Source organism: Stappia albiluteola (assembly GCF_014050225.1).
Lineage (GTDB): Bacteria > Pseudomonadota > Alphaproteobacteria > Rhizobiales > Stappiaceae > Hongsoonwoonella > Hongsoonwoonella albiluteola.
The window spans coordinates 185,425-204,484 of the sequence record NZ_JACFXV010000064.1 but is presented as its reverse complement, the minus strand read 5'-3'; the positions used below and the strand labels follow the sequence as shown (position 1 = coordinate 204,484).

Below are 19,060 nucleotides of genomic sequence, written 5' to 3'. Positions count from 1 at the left end.
GGTGATCAGCCTTCCTGCGCGGCGAGGCGCGGACGGTCGCCCTCGCCTTGTTTCCGGCGCGCATGCGCAAGCAGCAGGGTCAGCGCCGCCGGCGTCATGCCCTCGATGCGTGACGCCTGCCCGACCGTTTCGGGACGGATTCGAGCGAGCTTCTCCCTCAACTCATTCGACAGGCCGCTGATCGCATCGAAATCGACAGAGGCCGGAAGCTGTAGTTCCTCGTCACGCTTCAACGCCTCGATATCGGCGGCCTGACGGCGAAGATAAACCACATAAAGGGCATCGATCGCCACCTGCTCGGCGATCTTCGGGTCGAGCGAGCCAATCTCCTGCGGCCAGATCGCCTTCAGTTTCTCCAGGTCGATATCCGGATAGGACAGGATGTCGAAAGCACTGCGCTTCACGCCGTCCTGGCTGAGGTTCAGCGCGGCTTCCCTTGCTTTGGCCGGTGTGACGATCAGGCCCTTGAGGCGATCAGTGGCCGCGGCAAGCTCCGCCTGCTTCGCCTCGAAGGCGTCCGCGCGCTGCGGACCGACGCAGCCGAGCGCAATCCCGATTGGCGTCAGGCGCTGGTCGGCATTGTCGGCGCGCAGCGACAGGCGGTATTCGGCGCGCGAGGTGAACATGCGATAGGGTTCGCTGACGCCCCGGGTCACCAGATCGTCCACCATGACGCCGATATAGGCCTCGGATCGGCTGAAGGTCACGCCCTCCTCGCCACCGGCGTGGCGGGCCGCGTTCAGGCCGGCAAGCAGGCCCTGGGCACCCGCCTCCTCGTAGCCCGTCGTGCCGTTGATCTGTCCAGCCAGGAACAGGCCCGAGACTTGCTTCGTCTCAAGCGTTGGCCGCAGGTCGCGCGGGTCGATATGGTCGTATTCGATCGCATAGCCGGGACGGAAGACGGCGACATTCTCCAGGCCCGGGATCGAACGCAGGAATGCTTCCTGCACCTCTTCCGGCAAGGAGGTCGAAATACCGTTCGGATAGACGGTGGGATCGTCGAGGCCCTCGGGCTCAAGAAAGATCTGATGGCCCTCGCGGTCGCCGAAGCGCACGACCTTGTCCTCGATGGACGGGCAATAACGCGGGCCACGTCCGACGATTTCGCCGGAATACATGGCCGAACGGTGAAGATTGTCGCGAATGATGCGATGGGTTTCGTCGGTGGTACGCGTGATGTGGCAGGCGACCTGCGGTACGGCCACCCGCTCGCTCAGCGTCGAGAACAATTCCGGCTCCGAATCGCCCGGCTGCTCTTCCAGAATATCCCAGTTGATGGTGCGGCCATCAAGGCGTGCCGGCGTGCCGGTCTTCAAGCGGCCGAGCCGGAAACCTGCGGAAAGCAACGACTCCGCCAGCGCAACCGCCGGCGGCTCATCCGCGCGCCCGGCCGGAATCTGCCTGTCGCCGAGGTGGATGACACCGCGCAGGAACGTACCGGTGGTCAGCGCGACCGCGCCGCAGGAAATGTCCGTGCCATCGGCGAGCGTTACGCCTGCGACTCGATTGTCTTGCATGCGCAGGCCCGCCGCTTCGCCCTCGACAACAGTGAGGTTCGCCGTCTCGCGGATCGCCGCCTGCATCGCATGGCGATAGAGCTTGCGGTCTATTTGTGCGCGGGGCCCACGCACGGCCGGGCCCTTGCGCCGATTGAGCAGGCGGAATTGGATGCCGGCCTGATCCGCCACCCGTCCCATCAACCCGTCAAGGGCATCGATCTCGCGGACCAGATGGCCTTTGCCGAGACCGCCGATAGCCGGATTGCAAGACATGGCACCGATCGTATCGGAGCGATGGGTGACAAGAGCCGTGCGCGCGCCAAGGCGTGCCGCGGCCGCCGCCGCCTCGCAGCCGGCATGCCCACCGCCAATCACCACCACATCGAAATGCATCTTCATCAAACGGACTGTCCATCGTTCGAGCCCGCCAAAATCGGGCGAATTCGTTGCTATCCCTATAGTTCGAAGCGCCCGAAACGGCAACAAATGTGCGGGCCGCTTTTCCTTGAATGGCCTTCAAGGAATCCCGAGTCGCGACAATTTCCAATCCGGAATTTGTTTCGAGTCAGAACCGATCTATGGAATCCGGCGTTTCACGTGAAACAGGTCGTTTATTTACCGATACAAAATTCGCCGAAAATCACGTCCAACAGATCTTCAACCCCGATCAACCCGGTGATCCGCCCCATATGATCGGCGGCGCGGCGCAGTTCTTCCGCCCGCATCTCCAACGGCGCTCCCTCCCCCTCCAATGCCTGGAGCAAGGCATGCCGGCACGCTTTCAGCCCCTGTCGATGGCGATCGCGGGTCGCGAGAACATCTTCTCCCGTCGGGACCATTTCGGCGACGAATCCAGCCAGGGCAATCAACAACCCGTCAATGGTTCGGGGGTCCTGCATCGATATGGAGATCTCATCCGCATCGAGTTGGTCTGCATCCGCCCCCAGATCCGACTTCGAACGCAGCTTCCACACCGGTGCGCCCGTGTCCGCAACAATCTGCTCGCGCCCTTTGGGATCGTCAGCCGCACGCAGCCACAGCACAAGATCAGCGGCCTCGACCCTCTGCCTGGCCCTGCGGATACCTTCCGCCTCCACGCGGCCGGCATCTTCCCGGATGCCGGCAGTATCGACCAGGGTGACCGGATAGCCACCGAGATCCAGATGCACCTCGATCACGTCGCGTGTCGTTCCCGCCTCCTCGGTGACGATCGCGACGTCGCGGCGCGACAGCGCATTCAACAAGCTGGATTTGCCTGCATTCGGCCGCCCCATCAACACGACCTGGACACCGTCCCGCAGCCGTTCCGCGGCCACGGATCGCTCGAGATGCCGCTCGATCTCGCCGGCAAGCCCGGCAACCTTCGCCCAGACCTGATCGGAAATCGATCCCGGAACATCCTCTTCGTCCGCAAAGTCGAGTTCCGCCTCGATCATCGCCCGTGCCCAGATGATATCCTTGCGCCAGCGTCCATAAAGCTCGCTCAAGGCGCCATCGGCCTGGCGGAGCGCCTGACGGCGCTGTGCCTCGGTTTCCGCGCCAATCAGATCCGCAAGGCCCTCCACCTCAACCAGATCCAGCCTGCCGTTCCGATACGCACGCCTGGTGAATTCGCCGGGCTCCGCCGGTCTCAGTCCGGGCATCGCGCCAAGGCAGTCAAGCACCGCCGCCACGACCGCTCGACCACCATGACAATGGAGTTCGGCGATATCCTCTCCCGTAAAACTGCCCGGACCCGGCAGCCAAAGCACGAGCGCATGGTCGAGAGGCTCACCGGTCTTAGGGTCTGCCAGCCGGCTGAAACTTGCATGCCTTTCCACAGGCAGGTGCCCGGCCATGCATTTCAGCACGTCCGATGCGCGCACGCCCGATATGCGGATGACCGCGATGCCTGCGGGAAGTTTGCCGCTGGACAAGGCATATATCGTATCGTCCGAATTCATGATCCCGCTGCTATCCCCAGTATTATTCAACGCAATCCAAGGCTTTCAAACAGTATGACTGCGGATTTCCGCACAGCTTGTCCACCGGCCGCTTCAGCCTGAATTGATCGTCGGCAAGCTGACGAAACTTGCTTGCAGGGGCTTATGCCTTATCTCCCCCGCTGTCGCGGATCAATCATCGAACGACAGGACACATGGTGAACGACAATCGTCTTTCCGAAAGCACAAGCCCCTATCTCCTCCAGCACAAGGACAATCCCGTCGACTGGCGGCCCTGGGGCCCGGAAGCGCTGGCCGAAGCGAAGGCCAGCGACAAGCCGATCCTGCTTTCGGTCGGATACGCCGCCTGTCACTGGTGCCACGTCATGGCCCATGAGAGTTTCGAGGACGAAGACGTGGCGGGCGTGATGAACCGCCTCTTCGTCAACATCAAGGTCGACCGGGAGGAAAGGCCCGATATCGACCAGATCTACATGACCGCCCTGCATGCCCTGGGAGAACAGGGAGGCTGGCCGCTGACGATGTTCCTCACCCCCGACGGCGAGCCCTTCTGGGGCGGCACCTATTTCCCGAAGCAGGCGCGATGGGGCCGGCCAAGCTTCATCGACGTGATGGAGGCCGTGTCAAAGGCCTATCGTTCGGATCGTGACCGAATCGACGTCAACCGGACCAGCCTGATGGCCGCCCTGCGCCAGCCTCAGGCCCGCGCCGGAGAGGCGAATGCCGACCTGGTCCGGCTCGCCGGCGAGAAACTGCTGAGCCTGACCGATCCCGTGAACGGCGGCATGCGCGGAGCGCCAAAGTTTCCGCAGGCCTCGGTCATGGAGCTGATTTGGCGGACCGGCCTGCGGACCGGCTCCGATTCATTTGCCGACGCCGCCCTGAAAGCCCTGACCGGTATGAGCCTCGGCGGCATCTACGATCATATCGGCGGCGGGCTTTGCCGCTATTCGGTCGACGATCGATGGCTCGTCCCGCATTTCGAAAAGATGCTCTACGACAATGCACAGTACCTTTCGCAGCTGACCCTGGCTTACGGGAAAACGAAAAACCCGTTGTTCCTGATCCGAATCGAAGAAACCGCCGACTGGCTGCTAAGGGAAATGCGGGCCGAGGGCAGCGCTTTCACCAGCAGTTTCGATGCCGATTCGGAGGGCGAAGAGGGTCTCTTCTACATCTGGACACCGCAGCAGATCGTTGCCGTCCTGGGCGAGGACGCCGGCAACAGGTTCAATCAACTGTACGACATAACCCCTGCCGGCAATTTCGAGGGGCGCAACATCCCCAATCTGCTTCAGCGCCAGGACGCGGCGGTCTCCATCATCGACGAGACGAAGCAGGCCCGCGCGGCTCTCTACGATGCCCGCTCAGCACGCGTTCCGCCGCAGCGCGACGACAAGGTACTGGCCGACTGGAATGGCCTGGCGATAGCAGCACTTGCTTCAGCGGCGGAGGCTGTTTCACGTGAATCGTGGCGCCGTGCTGCACTTGAAGCCTATCGCTTCATCATGACGACGATGGCCGACGAGCGTGGCCGGCTCGCCCATTCCTGTCGGGACGGTCGATATGTCCGCCCGGGCTTTGCCTCCGACTACGCCTGCATGATGCATGCGGCAGCGGCACTGGCGGAAACGAGCCGCGACGACGAACAGCGTGAGGGCTTCCTCAAGGATGCCGCACGACTGCTCTCGGTTCTTGAAGCGGACTACGCCAACCCCGCCGGCGGCTATTTCCTGACCTCGGAAGAGGCCGAGGATGTCATCGTGCGGCTGTGCAGCGCCGCCGACGAGTCCGTGCCCAACTACCACGGCGTTCTCGTGGGCGCGCTGTCGAAGCTCTGGCATATGACCGGGAATGACAGCTACCGCCAGAAAGCGGATGATGTCCTGAACGCCTTCGCGGAGACGATCCCACAGAACATCTTCGCGACCGCGAGCCTGCTCGGCGCCTTCGACACCCGACTGTCCGGTCAGCTCGCCGTCGTCATCGCGCCCGGCGGAACCGATCCCTCTCCCTTGCTGCAAGCCCTGGCGCAGCTGGCGGACCCCGCCATCGTCCGGTACGTGACACAAACGAATAACGCATTGCCCGCAAGCCATCCCGCCCATGGCAAGACGGCGATCGATGGCCGTCCGACCCTCTATCTCTGCCGGGAGGGCGCCTGCTCGCTGCCGATAACCGATCCTTCCGCAATCGGCGAAAGCTGAGCGGAGTTGATTCACGTGAAACAAAAAGGGCGCCGGCAGGAATGCCAGCGCCCTTTCAATGTCGATAGCCTGACCGGTCAGGTATTCATGGAATCGAAGAAGTCGTCGTTGCTCTTCGTCTGCCGCAGCTTGTCGAGCAGGAACTCGATCGCATCCACGGTTCCCATCGGATTGAGGATGCGGCGAAGCACGAAGGTCTTCTTGAGTCGATCCGGCGCGACCAGCAGTTCCTCCTTGCGCGTGCCGGAGCGCTGGATATCGATGGCCGGGAAGACGCGCTTGTCGGAAATCTTGCGGTCCAGGATGATTTCCGAGTTACCCGTGCCCTTGAATTCTTCAAAGATGACTTCGTCCATGCGGCTGCCGGTATCGATCAGGGCGGTGGCGATGATCGTCAGCGAGCCGCCCTCCTCGATGTTGCGGGCCGCACCGAAGAAGCGCTTCGGACGCTGCAGCGCATTGGCGTCGACGCCACCGGTCAGCACCTTGCCCGAAGACGGCACCACGGTGTTATAGGCGCGGCCGAGGCGCGTGATGGAGTCCAGCAGGATCACCACGTCGCGGCCATGCTCGACCAGGCGCTTCGCCTTCTCGATCACCATCTCGGCCACCTGCACGTGACGCGCGGCGGGCTCGTCGAAGGTGGAAGAGATCACCTCGCCGTTCACCGTACGCTGCATGTCGGTGACTTCCTCCGGCCGCTCGTCGATCAGAAGAACGATCAGATAGCATTCGGGATGGTTGGTGGTGATGGATTTGGCGATGTTCTGCAGGAACACCGTCTTGCCGGTGCGCGGCGGCGCGGTGATCAGGCCGCGCTGCCCCTTGCCGAGGGGCGCGACAAGATCGATCACCCGGGAGGAAAGGTCCTTGCCGTTCGGATTCTCGACTTCCATCTTGAAGCGCTCGTCGGGATAGAGCGGCGTCAGGTTGTCGAAATGCACCTTGTGGCGCGCCTTCTCCGGATCCTCGAAATTGATCGAGTTCACCTTGAGCAGGGCGAAATAACGCTCGCCCTCCTTGGGGCTGCGGATATGACCCTCGACCGTATCGCCAGTCCGCAAAGAAAAGCGGCGGATCTGCGAGGGTGAGACATAGATATCGTCCGGGCCGGGAAGGTAATTTGCATCGGGCGAACGCAAGAACCCGAAGCCGTCCTGAAGAACTTCCACCACACCTTCGCCGATGATATCTACATCCTGTGCGGCCAAACGCTTCAGGATGGCGAACATCAGCTCCTGCTTGCGCATGGTGCTGGCGTTTTCTACCTCGTTTTCTTCAGCGAATGCCAGAAGTTCGGTAGGTGTCTTGTCCTTAAGATCTGAGAGTTTCAGCTCTTTGATTGCCAAGGCGGTGTCTTCTTTTCTTGGTAGGGGATGCGCCATCTGGAAACGCCGGCGAGCGTTGGAAATGGCGGAGAGGAAGGCGGGAGAATTTGCGGATCTTCAATCTCCGGCGTTTACCGGCGATCTGGCTTTCCGGCAAGCCGGAATATACCATGTCCACATACTGAGAGAATTAGTCGCACACTAACTGCTTCGTCGCCGTTCAGCAAGTGCCTTCATAAATGGAAATGATCGACGGATATAAGCCTCCCACGAGTATAGCCTTTCGTTATCTTTCAAAAGGTTAAACGATCGCCCGGCTAAAACGGTTTTCCGATGACAAGTATGACAATTGCGATCATGAGGACTGTCGGCACTTCATTGATCACCCGGTAATATTTCGCGGTGCGGATGTTGGTGTCGCTTTCGAACGACCGCACGCAGCGCGCCAGATGGCCATGAAAGCCCGACAGAACGATGACGGCAAGCATCTTGGCGTGAAACCAGCCGGACGTCAGGAAGCCGCCGAGATAGGCGATCGCAAGCCCCAGGATCCAGGTCGCGATCATCGCCGGATTCATGATCGCCTTCAGCAGGCGGCGCTCCATGATCTTGAAGGTTTCGGACCGCTCCGAACCCGGGACGCTGTCGGCGTGATAGACGAAGAGACGCGGAAGGTAGAAGAGGCCGGCCATCCAGGCGATGATCGCCATGACGTGGAACGACTTCAGCCAGAGATAAAGATCCATCGTTTCCCCGTCATGCCCTGGCGCGTACGCGGTCGATCATCCGCTTCACGTTTTCCGGATCGACCTCGGGCGTCACCCCGTGGCCGAGATTGAAGATCAGCGGTCCGTCGCCGAGCGCGTCGAGCACCTGGTCGACGCCTTCGTCGAGTGCCGCACCGCCCGCAACAAGGCGCATCGGATCCAGATTGCCCTGCACCGGCACGATTTTCTGGATCTCGCGGGCAAGCCCGACAGGCACAGTCCAGTCGAGACCGACGGCATCGACGCCGGTTCCGGCGATATAGTCCTTCAGGCGGGCGGCGGAATTCTTCGGGAAGCCGATCACCTTCGCATCCGGCACCCGCGCCTTCACCCCGGCAACGATCCGCGCGGTCGGCTCGATCGACCAGCGGCGGAAGCCTTCCTCGTCCAGAACGCCGGCCCAGGTGTCGAAGATCTGCACCGCCTCGGCGCCGGCATCGAGCTGGCGGCAAAGATAATCGATGGACGCCGTCACCAGCGCATCGATGAATGCCTGCATCAATTCAGGATCGCGATAGGCGCCCACCCGCGCGGCAACCTGATCCGGGGTGGTGTGGCCGGCCACCGAGTAACAGGCGACCGTCCACGGGGCTCCGCAGAAGCCCAGGAGGGATGTTTCCTGCGGAAGCTCCTGGCGCAGACGGCGAAGCGTCTCGATGACGGGCGCCAGATGCTCCTTCGTCCTTGCCTGATCGAGCTTTGCAACGAGATCGTGTGTCAGGGGCTCGAGCACCGGACCTCGTCCCTCCTCGAAGCGAACGGGATATCCGAGCGCGTCCGGTACGACGAAGATATCTGAGAAGAGGATTGCCGCATCGAAGCCGTAGCGGCGGATCGGCTGAAGCGTGACTTCGACCGCAAGTTCCGTTTCGTAGCAAAACTGCAGGAAATCGGGCTTCAGCGCGCGTGTTGCGCGGTATTCGGGGAGATAGCGCCCTGCCTGCCGCATCATCCAGATCGGAGGCGGCCACAGTCTTTCGCCATTCAGGACGCGGGTGATCGAGCGGGTCTGGGTGGCAGACATGGAGAGCCTGTTCTCCCAATTAAAAAAGACAAGAATCCTTTTATAGGGATTTTTGTTTTTTATTGAGGGCGGATTGCCGGGATTATCGGTTGTCCTTCCCCGTCTACATGATCTTTCACATGTGAGAAAGAGCGCATGGCTGAGCAGCGACGTCGCAGGCGCTATTTGGGACGGTCATGGAATCCCATTTTGAATCAGTCGCTTCCCAATTCGTTAACCTTTCATTAACTTTTAAGTCCACCGGTGACAGTCTGGGGATATCGAATGACAAGGGCCATTCTCCACACAGACCGGATTCGTTTCGCCCGAGTCTCGCCGCAAACTCCGCCCTGTTGATCATTTTGGGCCTATGGGCATGAATATCCCGGACGCGGTGCGAATGGCCCGCTTTATCCAGTCGTGCCCACGCACGTCCACAGGGCCTGAGGACAACAATTTGGGAAAAGTGCGTAACTTCTTTCACTTACACATGGTTTCGGATTCGACCGGCGAAACCCTGATGACCGTCTCGCGTGCGGCAACCGCGCAATATGAGAATGTCCAGGCTATCGAGCATGTCTATCCGCTGGTGCGTTCGGTCAAGCAGCTGGACCGGGCGATCGCCGAAATCGAGGGGGCGCCAGGGATCGTGCTCTACACGCTGGTCGATCCGGAAATCGCCCATCGCCTGGAGCGGGCGTGCCGGGAACTGACCGTTCCCTGCGTGAACATCCTCGATCCGGTCTTCAAGGTGTTCCAGTCTTATCTGAACGTGACGCTGACGGGCCGGATCGGCGGACAACACGCGCTCGACGCCGATTATTTCAGTCGTATCGAAGCGCTGAACTTCACCATGCTGCATGACGATGGCCAGATACCGGGCGATCTCAACGAGGCGGATGTCGTGCTGATCGGCGTCAGCCGCACGTCGAAGACGCCGACATGCATCTATCTGGCGAACCGGGGTATCAAGGCGGCCAATATCCCGATGGTTCCAGGTATCGCCCTGCCCTTTCAGCTGGACGAGATCCGTCATCCGCTAGTGGTCGGGCTTGTCGCGTCAGCCGAACGCATTCAGCATATCCGGCAGAACCGGGTGCTTGGCATCAATCCGGTCGGCCGGTTGAACGAGGACTATATCGACCGCAAGATGATCGCCCAGGAAGTGGCGCTGACGCGGAAACTATGTGCCGAGCGCGGTTGGCCCTTGATCGACGTGACGCGCCGTTCCATTGAAGAGACGGCGGCCGAAATCATGGGGCTGCTGCGCGAACACAGGGCGGAAGCCATGTCCGGGCAAACGCTTTAGGGCCAAAATTCTGGGCATATCCTGCAACGAAAATCAGGACGAAAGACAATGACGGAGCTTGTGCTGGCGAGCGGCAGCCGTATCCGCGCGGACCTTCTTCGCAATGCGGGGCTGGATATCAGGGTCGTGCCGTCGACGCTGGATGAGCGGGCGGTCGAGGCCCCGTTGCTGGAAAGCGGCGCGGAGCCGGCCGATATCGCGACGATCCTGGCGGATGCCAAGGCGACGGATGTCAGCGGGAATAATCCGGGCGTGCTGGTGATCGGCGCGGACCAGGTGCTCGATATCGACGGCGAGCGCTTGACCAAGGCAGACGATATGGAAGGCGCGCGGCGGCAGTTGCTGAAGCTTGCTGGCAGGCAGCATGCGCTGCATTCGGCGGTCGCTCTTATTCGCGACGGCCAGACGGTCTGGAACACCGTTTCCACCGCCTATCTGACGATGCGGCCGTTCTCGCCGGAATTCGTCGGCCGCTATCTGGCGAAAATCGGCGATTCAGCACTTTCCAGCGTCGGCTGTTACCAGCTCGAGGGCGTTGGCGTGCAGCTGTTCGAGAAGATCGAGGGCGATTATTTCACCATCCTTGGACTGCCGCTCCTGCCGCTGCTTGGCGAGTTGCGCCGTCTGGGCGAGATCGACGCATGATGCGGAAAGTCGCGATCACCGGCTGGCCGGTTTCCCATTCGCGTTCGCCGATGATCCACGGATACTGGCTGAAATCGCTTGGCGTCGAGGGCGTCTACGACCGGCAGGCGGTTGCGCCCGAGGATGCGGATCTTTTCTACAGGGACTTCGCCTCCAGCGGCCTCGTCGGCTGTAATGTCACGGTGCCGCACAAGGAGACGGCGTTGCGGGCCTGTGAAACGCTGGACGATGCGGCCAGGGCTATCGGGGCGGTCAACACTCTTTGGCTCGACGGCGCCGGCAGACTGCACGGGGCGAATACGGATGCGGCCGGATTTCTCGGAAGCCTCGACCAGTCCGCCCCCGGTTGGGACGAGAAGCCCGGCGCCGCGGTCGTGCTCGGTGCCGGCGGTGCGGCGCGGGCGATTGTCTGGGGACTTCTCCAAAGAGGCTTCAAGCCTGTTCATATCGTTAATCGGACCTTTGAAAAGGCAGAGAAACTCGCCTCTTATTTCGGATCCGACTCGATTGCTCAAAAGTGGGAAGACCTTGGTGATTTACTGGGGAAAGCCGATATCCTCGTAAATACGACCTCGCTTGGCATGGAAGGTCAGCCGGCGCTGGACATCGACCTGTCGCCGCTTCCCGATACGGCCGTGGTAATGGATGCGGTTTATGTGCCGCTTGAAACCGGCCTGTTGAAGCAGGCAAGGGCGCGGGGCAACCGGACGGTCGACGGCCTTGGCATGTTGTTGCACCAGGCGGTGCCGGGCTTCGAGAAATGGTTCGGCGTGCGGCCGGACGTGACGCCCGAACTCAGGGCGCTCGTCGTCGCGGATCTCGAGAAGAAGTCATGATCGTCCTCGGCCTCACCGGTTCGATCGGCATGGGCAAATCGACCACGGCGCAGATGTTCGCGGAGGCCGGCGTGGCGACCTACGATGCCGACAGGGCGGTGCACCGGCTTTACAACGGCCGGGCCGCTCCGCTGATCGAGGCGGCCTTTCCAGGCACGACGGTGGACGGCAAGGTCGACAGGAAGCTTCTGGGCGATCGGGTGGTCGGTGATGCGAAAGCGATGACCCGCCTGGAGGAGATCGTCCATCCACTGGTGCGCGACGAAGAAAACCGCTTTCTCGACGCAGCGAAAGCTTCGGGTTGCCGCGTGGCCGTGCTCGATATCCCGCTTTTGTTCGAAACCGGCGGAGACGGGCGCGTGCGGGCTACTGTCGTCGTGACGGCCGATGCGGATATCCAGCGGCAGCGGGTGCTGGCGAGAGGCGGCATGACCGCCGGGCGGTTCGAGGCGATCCTGGCCAAGCAGATGGCGGATGCCGAAAAGCGCCGCCGCGCGCATTTCCTTGTCGACACCGGGCACGGCATGGAATCCGCGCGACGGAGCGTGGCGGCAATCCTGCGTGCCGTTCAGTCGATGGGATAAGGGCACTTGCCCAGATTTACGGGGAAATCCGCGGATTTCTGCGGTTTCGCCGACCGTATTGTCCTAAGATTGCGAAGGTTTGCGGCAATTCGGATGGTGGCATGCTGAGGGAAATCGCGTTCGATACGGAAACCACCGGGCTCGATCCGAAAAACGGCGACCGGCTGGTGGAGATCGGCGGTGTCGAGCTGATCAACCACGTGCCGAGCGGGCGCTCCTACCACGTCTATATCAATCCCGAACGCGACATGCCGATCGAGGCGTTCAACGTGCACGGGCTATCTGCGGAATTTCTGTCGGACAAGCCGAAATTCGCCGATATCGCCGGCGAGTTCCTGGATTTCGTCGCCGACGCCGTGCTGGTGATCCACAATGCCAGCTTCGACATGGGCTTTATTAACATGGAGCTCGGACGGGTGGGCATTCCGGCGATCCCGCCGACGCAGGTTCTGGATACGTTGGCGCTGGCGCGGCGCAAGCATCCGGGCGGGTCGGCGTCGCTGGATGCGTTGTGCTCGCGCTACGGGATCGACAATTCGCGGCGCACAAGGCACGGCGCTCTCCTCGATGCCGAACTGCTGGCAGAAGTCTATATCGAGCTCATCGGCGGCAAGCAGGCGGGCCTCGCGCTGATGCCGGAAGATATGGCGGCCGCCGCGGCGCAGACATTCGGCAGTGGCGAGAGACGGGCCGCGCGCGCTCGGCCGCAGGCTCTGCCGCCGCGCCTGAGCCAGACGGAAAGCTCGGCCCATGAAGCCTTCATCGGCGGGATGGGAGAGGCGTCGCTTTGGACCCGCTATCTCGAAAAATAGGTCGAGAAATATTCCTGCTGCTGATGCAGCCGGAGGAAGGCGCCTTCTTCCGCGAGCTTTTGCGCCCTCATGTGCCGGAAGCGGAATTCCGCCTGGCCGGCAGCGCCGCCGAGCTTTCCGCCGTCATGCGGGGCGGCCCCGCCTCCCGCCTGATTTCCTTCTGCAGCCCGGTGATCGTGCCGCCGTCGATCCTCAGGCAATTGCCGGGGCGCGCCTATAATTTCCATCCCGGCCCGCCGGAGCGGCGCGGCTATCGCCCGGCTGCCTTCGCGGCGCGCGAGAAGGCGAGGGATTTCGGCGTGACGCTGCATGAGATGGCGGCCGAGGTGGACAGCGGGCCGATCGTCGAGGCAAGCCGTTTCGAACTCGAAGACGATCTTCGGGAAGAGCAGATCAGCATCGAGGCCTACCGGCATCTCGTGACGCTGGCTCGTCGCCATGCGCCGCGGCTTGCCGATATTTCCCGGCCGTTGCAGCCTTCGGGCGATGCATGGAGCGGCCCGATTCGGCGGAAGCGGGATCTCGGCCGCTAGAGCATATCCCGCCAAATCTGAATCGGATTTGGCAACAAGGATATGCTCAAAGCATTGATCCTGGAGCGATTTCTTGTCACGAAAGCGATCCCGCTTTCGTGGAAAGCGCTCTAGCTCAGAGCATCGACGGCAGGACGCGATCCGGCGGACGGTGGCCGTCCATGAAGGTCTTGATGTTGATGATGACCTTCTCGCCCATGTCAATGCGGCCTTCGATCGTGGCCGAGCCCATATGCGGCAGCAGCACCACCCTGTCCGACTTGACCAGCTTGGGATTGACCGCGGGCTCATGCTCGAACACGTCGAGGCCGGCGCCGGCAAGCTCGCCGCTTTCCAGCTGGCGGATCAGGGCGTTCTCGTCGATGACCTCGCCGCGGGCGGTGTTGATGATATAGGCGGCCTGCTTCAGCAGCTTGAGGCGGCGGGCGGACAGAAGGTGATAGGTCGCCGGCGTGTGCGGGCAGTGGATCGACACCACGTCCATGCGGGCGAGCATCTGGTCGAGGCTCTCCCAGTAGGTCGCTTCGAGGCCGTCCTCGATCGAGGCCGGAAGGCGGCGGCGGTTGTGGTAGTGGATCGACATGCCGAAGGCCTTGGCGCGCCGGGCGACGGCCTGGCCGATGCGGCCCATGCCGACGATGCCGAGGCGTTTGCCCCAGATGCGGTGCCCGAGCATCCATGTCGGCGACCAGCCCTTCCAATCGCCGTGTTCCATCACCTTGATGCCCTCGGCCATGCGGCGGGCGACGCCGAGGATCAGGGCCATGGTCATGTCGGCGGTGTCTTCGGTCAGCACGCCCGGCGTGTTGGTGACCGTGATGCCGCGATTGTTGGCGGTGACGACGTCGATATTGTCGACGCCATTGCCGAAATTGGCGACCAGCTTGAGATTGGGGCCCGCCTGCGACAGTACCGCGGAATCGATCCGGTCCGTGACCGTGGGGACGATGACATCCGCCGTTTTGACCGCTTCGACCAGTTCCGCCTGGCTCATCGGCCGGTCGGCCTCGTTAAGCCGCGTCTCGAACAGCTCCCGCATCCGCGTTTCCACAACGACGGGAAGCTTGCGTGTCACGACGACGAGGGGCTTCTTTTTCGGCATGCTTGTCCGCCTTGCGCACGGGGTTGAGGGCCCATTAACCCTGACGGTTCACCATGGTCGCGGATCATGGTCGGTGATCCGGCCATCTCTTCCCTTCTCCTTAGCAGAAGAGCGGCTCATTACAAGGGATGGGATGTGAGGGACAGCATGCACCGTTGCCGCAGTTAAGTGAACTTGAGCCTTGGTCGAGGCCTGATTTCGTGCCAAATGCCAGATGGATGCGCAAAAGGAATGGAAATGTTGAAAGCGATGCGGCGGAATGAAAATTCGGGAGGGCCGGGCTTCAGGCCGGCCCGGGCGGTTGCAGCCGTGTTCCTTGCCCTCGCCGCTTTCTGCCTGCAGCCGGCGCTCGCCCAGACCACGCGCACCGGCTCCAGCGGCCTGCCGGTGCCGCGGTTCGTCAGCCTCAAGTCGGACCGCGTGAATGTGCGCAAGGGTCCGACCCAGGAACACGAGGTGGCCTGGACTTTCGTGCGGGCCGGCCTGCCGGTCGAGATCGTGCAGGAATTCGACACCTGGCGGCGCATTCGCGATTGGGAAGGTGGAGAAGGATGGGTGTTCCACTCCCTGCTGTCGGGCAAGAGAACGGGCCTCGTGACGCCCTGGGAGAGCGAAGCGCGGACTCCCTTGCGGGCCTCCGCGGATTCGGATGGCAGGATCGTCGCGGAACTTTCACCCAATGTGCTGGTCGACGTGGAAAAATGCGACGGCGGCTGGTGCCGGGTTTCTGGGCCGGGTTTCAACGGCTGGGTCGACCAGACGCGGCTCTTCGGCATCTATCCCGACGAGAAGATAGAATAGGAAACGCGCCCGGCGGGTTCGCGCGGGCGCGTTTGCGATCTGACGATCCGGACCGTTTCGGCTTAGTCGCCCGAAACGGCTTCCTGGCTTTTCAGCGCATCGAGGCGTGGCATCGAAACGATGCTGTAGCCGCTGTCGACGAAATGCACCTCGCCGGTTACGCCTGCCGACAGGTCCGACAGCAGATAGAGCGCCGAACCTCCCACTTCGTCGATTGTCACGGTGCGGCCGAGCGGCGAATGCTGCTGCTGGAACTTGAACATCAGCCGGGCATCGGAAACGCCCGAACCGGCAAGGGTACGCACCGGGCCGGCGGATATCGCGTTCACGCGGATGCCCTGCAGGCCATAGTCCATGGCGAGGTAGCGCACGGAGGATTCGAGCGCGGCCTTGGCAACGCCCATGACGTTGTAATTCGGCATGACGCGCGTCGAACCGCCATAGGTCAGCGTCAGGACCGAGCCGCCGTTCGGCATCATTTCGGCCGCCCGCTTCGTCACCTCGGTGAAGGAGAAACAGGAGATCACCATGGTGCGGGAGAAATTCTCCCGGCTGGTGTCGGCATAGCGGCCGCGCAGTTCGTTCTTGTCGGAAAAGCCGATGGCATGGACGAGGAAATCCATGCTGCCCCATTCCGCCTTGAGGGCGTCGAACACGGCGTCTACCGAGGCGATGTCCTCCACGTCGCAAGGAAGCATCAGCCTGCTCCCGACGCTTTCCGCCAGGGGCTTCACGCGCCGGGCGAAGGCGTCACCCTGATAGGTGAAAGCCAGTTCCGCACCCTGCCCGGCGAGCGCCTTGGCGATGCCCCATGCGATCGAATGATCGTTGGCAACGCCCATCACAAGACCACGCTTGCCTTCCATAAGCCCGGCCATAGGTTACTCCCGCTAGTAATCTGGAAAATCGAATGACCGGACGCTTACGCCTGATAGCGGCGGAAGACGAGCGAGGCGTTGGTCCCGCCGAAGCCGAAGCCGTTCGACAGGACGCAGTTGAGGCCGGCATTGTCGACGCGCTCGCGCACGATCGGCATGTCGGCAAAGGCGGGGTCGATTTCCTCGATATGGGCTGAAGGCGCGATGAAATCGCCCTGCATCATCAGGATCGAATAGATCGCCTCATGCACGCCGGCCGCGCCGAGCGAATGGCCGGACAGCGCCTTGGTGGCGGAGATGCTCGGCACGTTGTCGCCGAAGACCGCGCGGATCGCCTCGATCTCCCTGGCGTCGCCCACCGGCGTGGAGGTCGCGTGCGGATTGATGTAGTCGATCGGCTCGCGGACATTGGCGAGCGCGAGCCTCATGCAGCGCTCCGCCCCCTCGCCGGAAGGAGCGACCATGTCGTAGCCGTCCGACGTCGCGCCATAACCGATGATCTCGGCATAGATCCTGGCGCCGCGCGCCTTGGCGTGCTCCAGTTCCTCCAGCACCAGCACGCCGGCACCGCCGGCGATGACGAAGCCGTCGCGGTTCTTGTCATAGGGACGCGAGGCGGTGGCCGGCGTGTCGTTGTACTTGGACGACATCGCGCCCATCGCATCGAAGAGGTTGGAGAGCGTCCAGTCGAGTTCCTCGCCGCCGCCGGCGAAGACGATGTCCTGCTTGCCCCACTGGATCAGCTCGGCCGCGTTGCCGATGCAGATGTTGGTGGTCGCGCAGGCCGCCGAGATCGAATAGTTGACGCCGTGGATCTTGAAGGGCGTGGCAAGCGTCGCCGAATTGGTCGAGCTCATCGCCTTGGGCACGGCCGTCGGGCCGATGCGCTTCGGTCCCTTCTCGCGGGTGATGTCGGCGGCTTCCACGATGGCGCGTGTCGACGGGCCGCCGGACCCCATGATGATGCCCGTGCGCTCGTTGGTGATGTCGCCGTCCTCAAGGCCGGAATCGGAGATCGCCTGCTGCATGGCGATGTAGTTCCAGGCGGCGCCCGCCCCCATGAAACGGGTGGTGCGGCGGTCGAGAACCTCGAACGGGTCTACGGTCGGCGCGCCATGGACGCGGCATCGAAAGCCAAGGTTTTCGTAGTCGTTCGCCTTGACGATGCCGGATTTGCCTTCGCGAAGGCTCGCCATCACCTCCTGGGTCGTGCCGCCGATCGACGAAACGATGCCCATGCCGGTTACCACTACCCGCCTCATCGCGGTCTCCCATTCCTTGCCGGAGATGCCCTTCCGTGCGGGGCGCCTGCCGGTAACTGCTGAAAACGTAAGCTGAGATCCTTCAGCGCGATCAGGCGTCTTCCATGCGGAAGAGGCCGACCCTGAGGTCCTTCGCCTGATAGATAGTCTCGCCATCGGCCTTCAGCCAGCCGTCGGCGATGCCAAGCACGAGGCGGCCGGTCCGCACGCGCTTGATATCGACACCGTATTCCACCAGCTTGGTGGACGGCGTGACCATCTTGGAGAACTTGATCTCGCCCGTGGAAATGGCGCGGCCGCGGCCGCGTTCGCCGAGCCAGCCGAGGAAGAAGCCGGTCATCTGCCACAGCGCGTCGAGACCGAGACAGCCCGGCATGACGGGATCGCCCTGGAAATGACAGGGGAAGAACCAGAGGTCTTCCTTGATATCGAGCTCGGCGCGGACGAGACCCTTGTCGAATTCACCGCCCGTGTCGGAAATCTGGGTGATGCGGTCGAACATCAGCATGGGAGGAAGCGGCAATTGCGCATTGCCGGGCCCGAACAGTTCCCCGCGCCCGCATTTCAGCAGGTCTTCGTAATCGTAGCTCGATTGCCGCTCTAGCATCCCTGTCCCGCAGTTCGTGTTGTCCGGCTTCCGACGCAGACTGTTCGGCACAGGGTGTCCCGATCGTCCGCGCGCGAACCGTTTATCTCGTTCAAACCGGGACTTCCTAACACAGCGGTACTGTCTCCGAAAGCCCGTCAGCCACCCCATTTAGGGCATGTTCAGGCCAATTCAGCGGGCTTTTTCGCAACAGGGAGACGAAATCGGGCGTCGGCATCGCCAGATCGGATCGGCATGCGGATGCGGTGCCCGGCCAGGCATGGACAATCTGGCGCATCGACCGATGGCCGGCGAAACTTGCGCCGCGCCGCCGATCGTGGCAAAACGCTGGAAAACCGGCATTTCCTGTGCGGCAACGCTCAGTGGAATGCGAGAATGGCGGCGTCGAACGACGCTTGCTTGCGATTGATCTTGGTTCAGGAATGACTACCTGAACCGGAAGGCGTATCTTTCGACGGCGTGACGGCGCCGCTGCGACAGACGGATCGGAATGCGTATTTGGCGATGATGGCACACGAGCATCACACGGTCGAATTCACGGATATCGCCGGCATGCTGCGCGATGCGGGCCTGCGCCCGACGCGGCAGCGCATGGCCCTGGCCGAACTGCTGTTCTCCAGGGGCAACCGGCATATATCGGCCGAGCTGCTGCACGAGGAAGCGGTCGCCGTGAACGTACCGGTGTCCCTTGCGACCGTCTACAACACGCTGCACCAGTTCACCGAGGCCGGGCTGTTGCGCGAAGTCGCGGTGGAAGGCACCAAGACCTATTTCGATACCAATACCGACGACCATCACCACTTCTTCATCGAGGGTGAAAACCGCCTCGTCGATATTCCCGGCGAAGGCGTATCGCTTGCCGCCATGCCGAGAGCACCGGAAGGCATGGAAGTGGTCCGGGTGGAGGTTGTCGTCCGCGTCCGGCCAAAGACGTAGGCAACGCG

Annotated in this window: 18 protein-coding genes; 9 read left to right on the top strand and 9 right to left on the bottom strand. The window is 62.3% G+C overall.

Going from position 1 to position 19,060, the window contains the following annotated elements; translation table 11 throughout:
* Positions 1-5: 5 nt before the first annotated feature.
* The gene (gene mnmG / locus H2509_RS17470) at positions 6-1,898 is read right to left on the bottom strand and encodes a tRNA uridine-5-carboxymethylaminomethyl(34) synthesis enzyme MnmG (RefSeq protein WP_182167682.1); all 1,893 of its coding nucleotides are present in this window, start codon (positions 1,896-1,898) and stop codon (positions 6-8) included.
* 212 nt (positions 1,899-2,110) lie between these two features.
* Positions 2,111-3,442, bottom strand: coding sequence for a tRNA uridine-5-carboxymethylaminomethyl(34) synthesis GTPase MnmE (gene mnmE / locus H2509_RS17465; RefSeq protein WP_182167680.1), 1,332 nt, complete (start codon positions 3,440-3,442; stop codon positions 2,111-2,113).
* 194 nt (positions 3,443-3,636) lie between these two features.
* On the opposite strand from mnmE, the gene H2509_RS17460 reads away from it, so the two are divergent.
* Positions 3,637-5,649, top strand: a complete 2,013-nt coding sequence (locus H2509_RS17460) for a thioredoxin domain-containing protein (RefSeq protein ID WP_182167678.1) — start codon at positions 3,637-3,639, stop codon at positions 5,647-5,649.
* A gap of 77 nt (positions 5,650-5,726) precedes the next feature.
* Here the strand turns inward: H2509_RS17460 and rho are convergent, their stop codons facing one another.
* From rho to hemE, 3 genes are all read right to left on the bottom strand, one after another.
* A complete protein-coding gene (rho, locus tag H2509_RS17455; protein WP_182167813.1) occupies positions 5,727-6,992 on the bottom strand; it encodes a transcription termination factor Rho in 1,266 nt (421 codons plus the stop codon).
* A gap of 302 nt (positions 6,993-7,294) precedes the next feature.
* Complete coding sequence (gene hemJ / locus H2509_RS17450) at positions 7,295-7,723, bottom strand: protoporphyrinogen oxidase HemJ (protein ID WP_182167676.1); 429 nt, start codon at positions 7,721-7,723, stop codon at positions 7,295-7,297.
* A 10-nt stretch (positions 7,724-7,733) separates the two neighbouring features.
* On the bottom strand, positions 7,734-8,768 hold the full coding sequence (gene hemE / locus H2509_RS17445) for a uroporphyrinogen decarboxylase (RefSeq protein WP_182167674.1): 1,035 nt from the start codon (positions 8,766-8,768) through the stop codon (positions 7,734-7,736).
* Positions 8,769-9,204: 436 nt separating this feature from the next.
* Here hemE and H2509_RS17440 point away from each other — a divergent pair, with 436 nt between their 5' ends.
* From H2509_RS17440 to H2509_RS17415, 6 genes are all read left to right on the top strand, one after another.
* The gene (locus tag H2509_RS17440; protein WP_209002026.1) at positions 9,205-10,056 is read left to right on the top strand and encodes a pyruvate, water dikinase regulatory protein; all 852 of its coding nucleotides are present in this window, start codon (positions 9,205-9,207) and stop codon (positions 10,054-10,056) included.
* 48 nt (positions 10,057-10,104) lie between these two features.
* Positions 10,105-10,701 (top strand): Maf-like protein, encoded by a 597-nt coding sequence (locus tag H2509_RS17435; protein WP_182167669.1) that lies wholly within the window; start codon positions 10,105-10,107, stop codon positions 10,699-10,701.
* Positions 10,701-11,537, top strand: a complete 837-nt coding sequence (locus H2509_RS17430) for a shikimate dehydrogenase (RefSeq protein WP_213085673.1) — start codon at positions 10,701-10,703, stop codon at positions 11,535-11,537. The genes H2509_RS17435 and H2509_RS17430 overlap by 1 nt, the downstream gene beginning before the upstream one ends.
* Positions 11,534-12,121, top strand: coding sequence for a dephospho-CoA kinase (coaE, locus tag H2509_RS17425; protein WP_182167666.1), 588 nt, complete (start codon positions 11,534-11,536; stop codon positions 12,119-12,121). Before H2509_RS17430 ends, coaE begins: the two co-directional genes overlap by 4 nt.
* Before the next feature lie 104 nt (positions 12,122-12,225).
* Positions 12,226-12,933: a DNA polymerase III subunit epsilon gene (dnaQ, locus tag H2509_RS17420; protein ID WP_182167812.1), complete on the top strand. Its 708-nt coding sequence runs from the start codon at positions 12,226-12,228 to the stop codon at positions 12,931-12,933.
* Positions 12,934-12,956: 23 nt separating this feature from the next.
* Positions 12,957-13,466, top strand: coding sequence for a formyltransferase family protein (locus H2509_RS17415; protein ID WP_182167664.1), 510 nt, complete (start codon positions 12,957-12,959; stop codon positions 13,464-13,466).
* A 115-nt stretch (positions 13,467-13,581) separates the two neighbouring features.
* Here H2509_RS17415 and H2509_RS17410 read toward each other — a convergent pair whose 3' ends face one another.
* Positions 13,582-14,568: a 2-hydroxyacid dehydrogenase gene (locus H2509_RS17410; protein ID WP_182167662.1), complete on the bottom strand. Its 987-nt coding sequence runs from the start codon at positions 14,566-14,568 to the stop codon at positions 13,582-13,584.
* Between the two features lie 249 nt (positions 14,569-14,817).
* Here H2509_RS17410 and H2509_RS17405 point away from each other — a divergent pair, with 249 nt between their 5' ends.
* Complete coding sequence (locus H2509_RS17405) at positions 14,818-15,369, top strand: SH3 domain-containing protein (RefSeq protein ID WP_182167660.1); 552 nt, start codon at positions 14,818-14,820, stop codon at positions 15,367-15,369.
* 62 nt (positions 15,370-15,431) lie between these two features.
* On the opposite strand, the gene fabI is transcribed toward H2509_RS17405, so the two are convergent.
* The 3 genes from fabI to fabA all read right to left on the bottom strand — a co-directional run bounded on the left by fabI (position 15,432) and on the right by fabA (position 18,116).
* Positions 15,432-16,247 (bottom strand): enoyl-ACP reductase FabI, encoded by an 816-nt coding sequence (gene fabI, locus H2509_RS17400; RefSeq protein ID WP_182167658.1) that lies wholly within the window; start codon positions 16,245-16,247, stop codon positions 15,432-15,434.
* 44 nt (positions 16,248-16,291) lie between these two features.
* Positions 16,292-17,509 (bottom strand): beta-ketoacyl-ACP synthase I, encoded by a 1,218-nt coding sequence (fabB, locus tag H2509_RS17395; RefSeq protein ID WP_182167657.1) that lies wholly within the window; start codon positions 17,507-17,509, stop codon positions 16,292-16,294.
* Between the two features lie 91 nt (positions 17,510-17,600).
* Positions 17,601-18,116, bottom strand: coding sequence for a 3-hydroxyacyl-[acyl-carrier-protein] dehydratase FabA (fabA, locus tag H2509_RS17390; RefSeq protein ID WP_182167656.1), 516 nt, complete (start codon positions 18,114-18,116; stop codon positions 17,601-17,603).
* 504 nt (positions 18,117-18,620) lie between these two features.
* Between fabA and irrA the strand changes: the two genes are divergently transcribed.
* A complete protein-coding gene (gene irrA, locus H2509_RS17385; RefSeq protein ID WP_328805116.1) occupies positions 18,621-19,052 on the top strand; it encodes an iron response transcriptional regulator IrrA in 432 nt (143 codons plus the stop codon).
* The last annotated feature ends 8 nt before the right edge of the window (positions 19,053-19,060 follow it).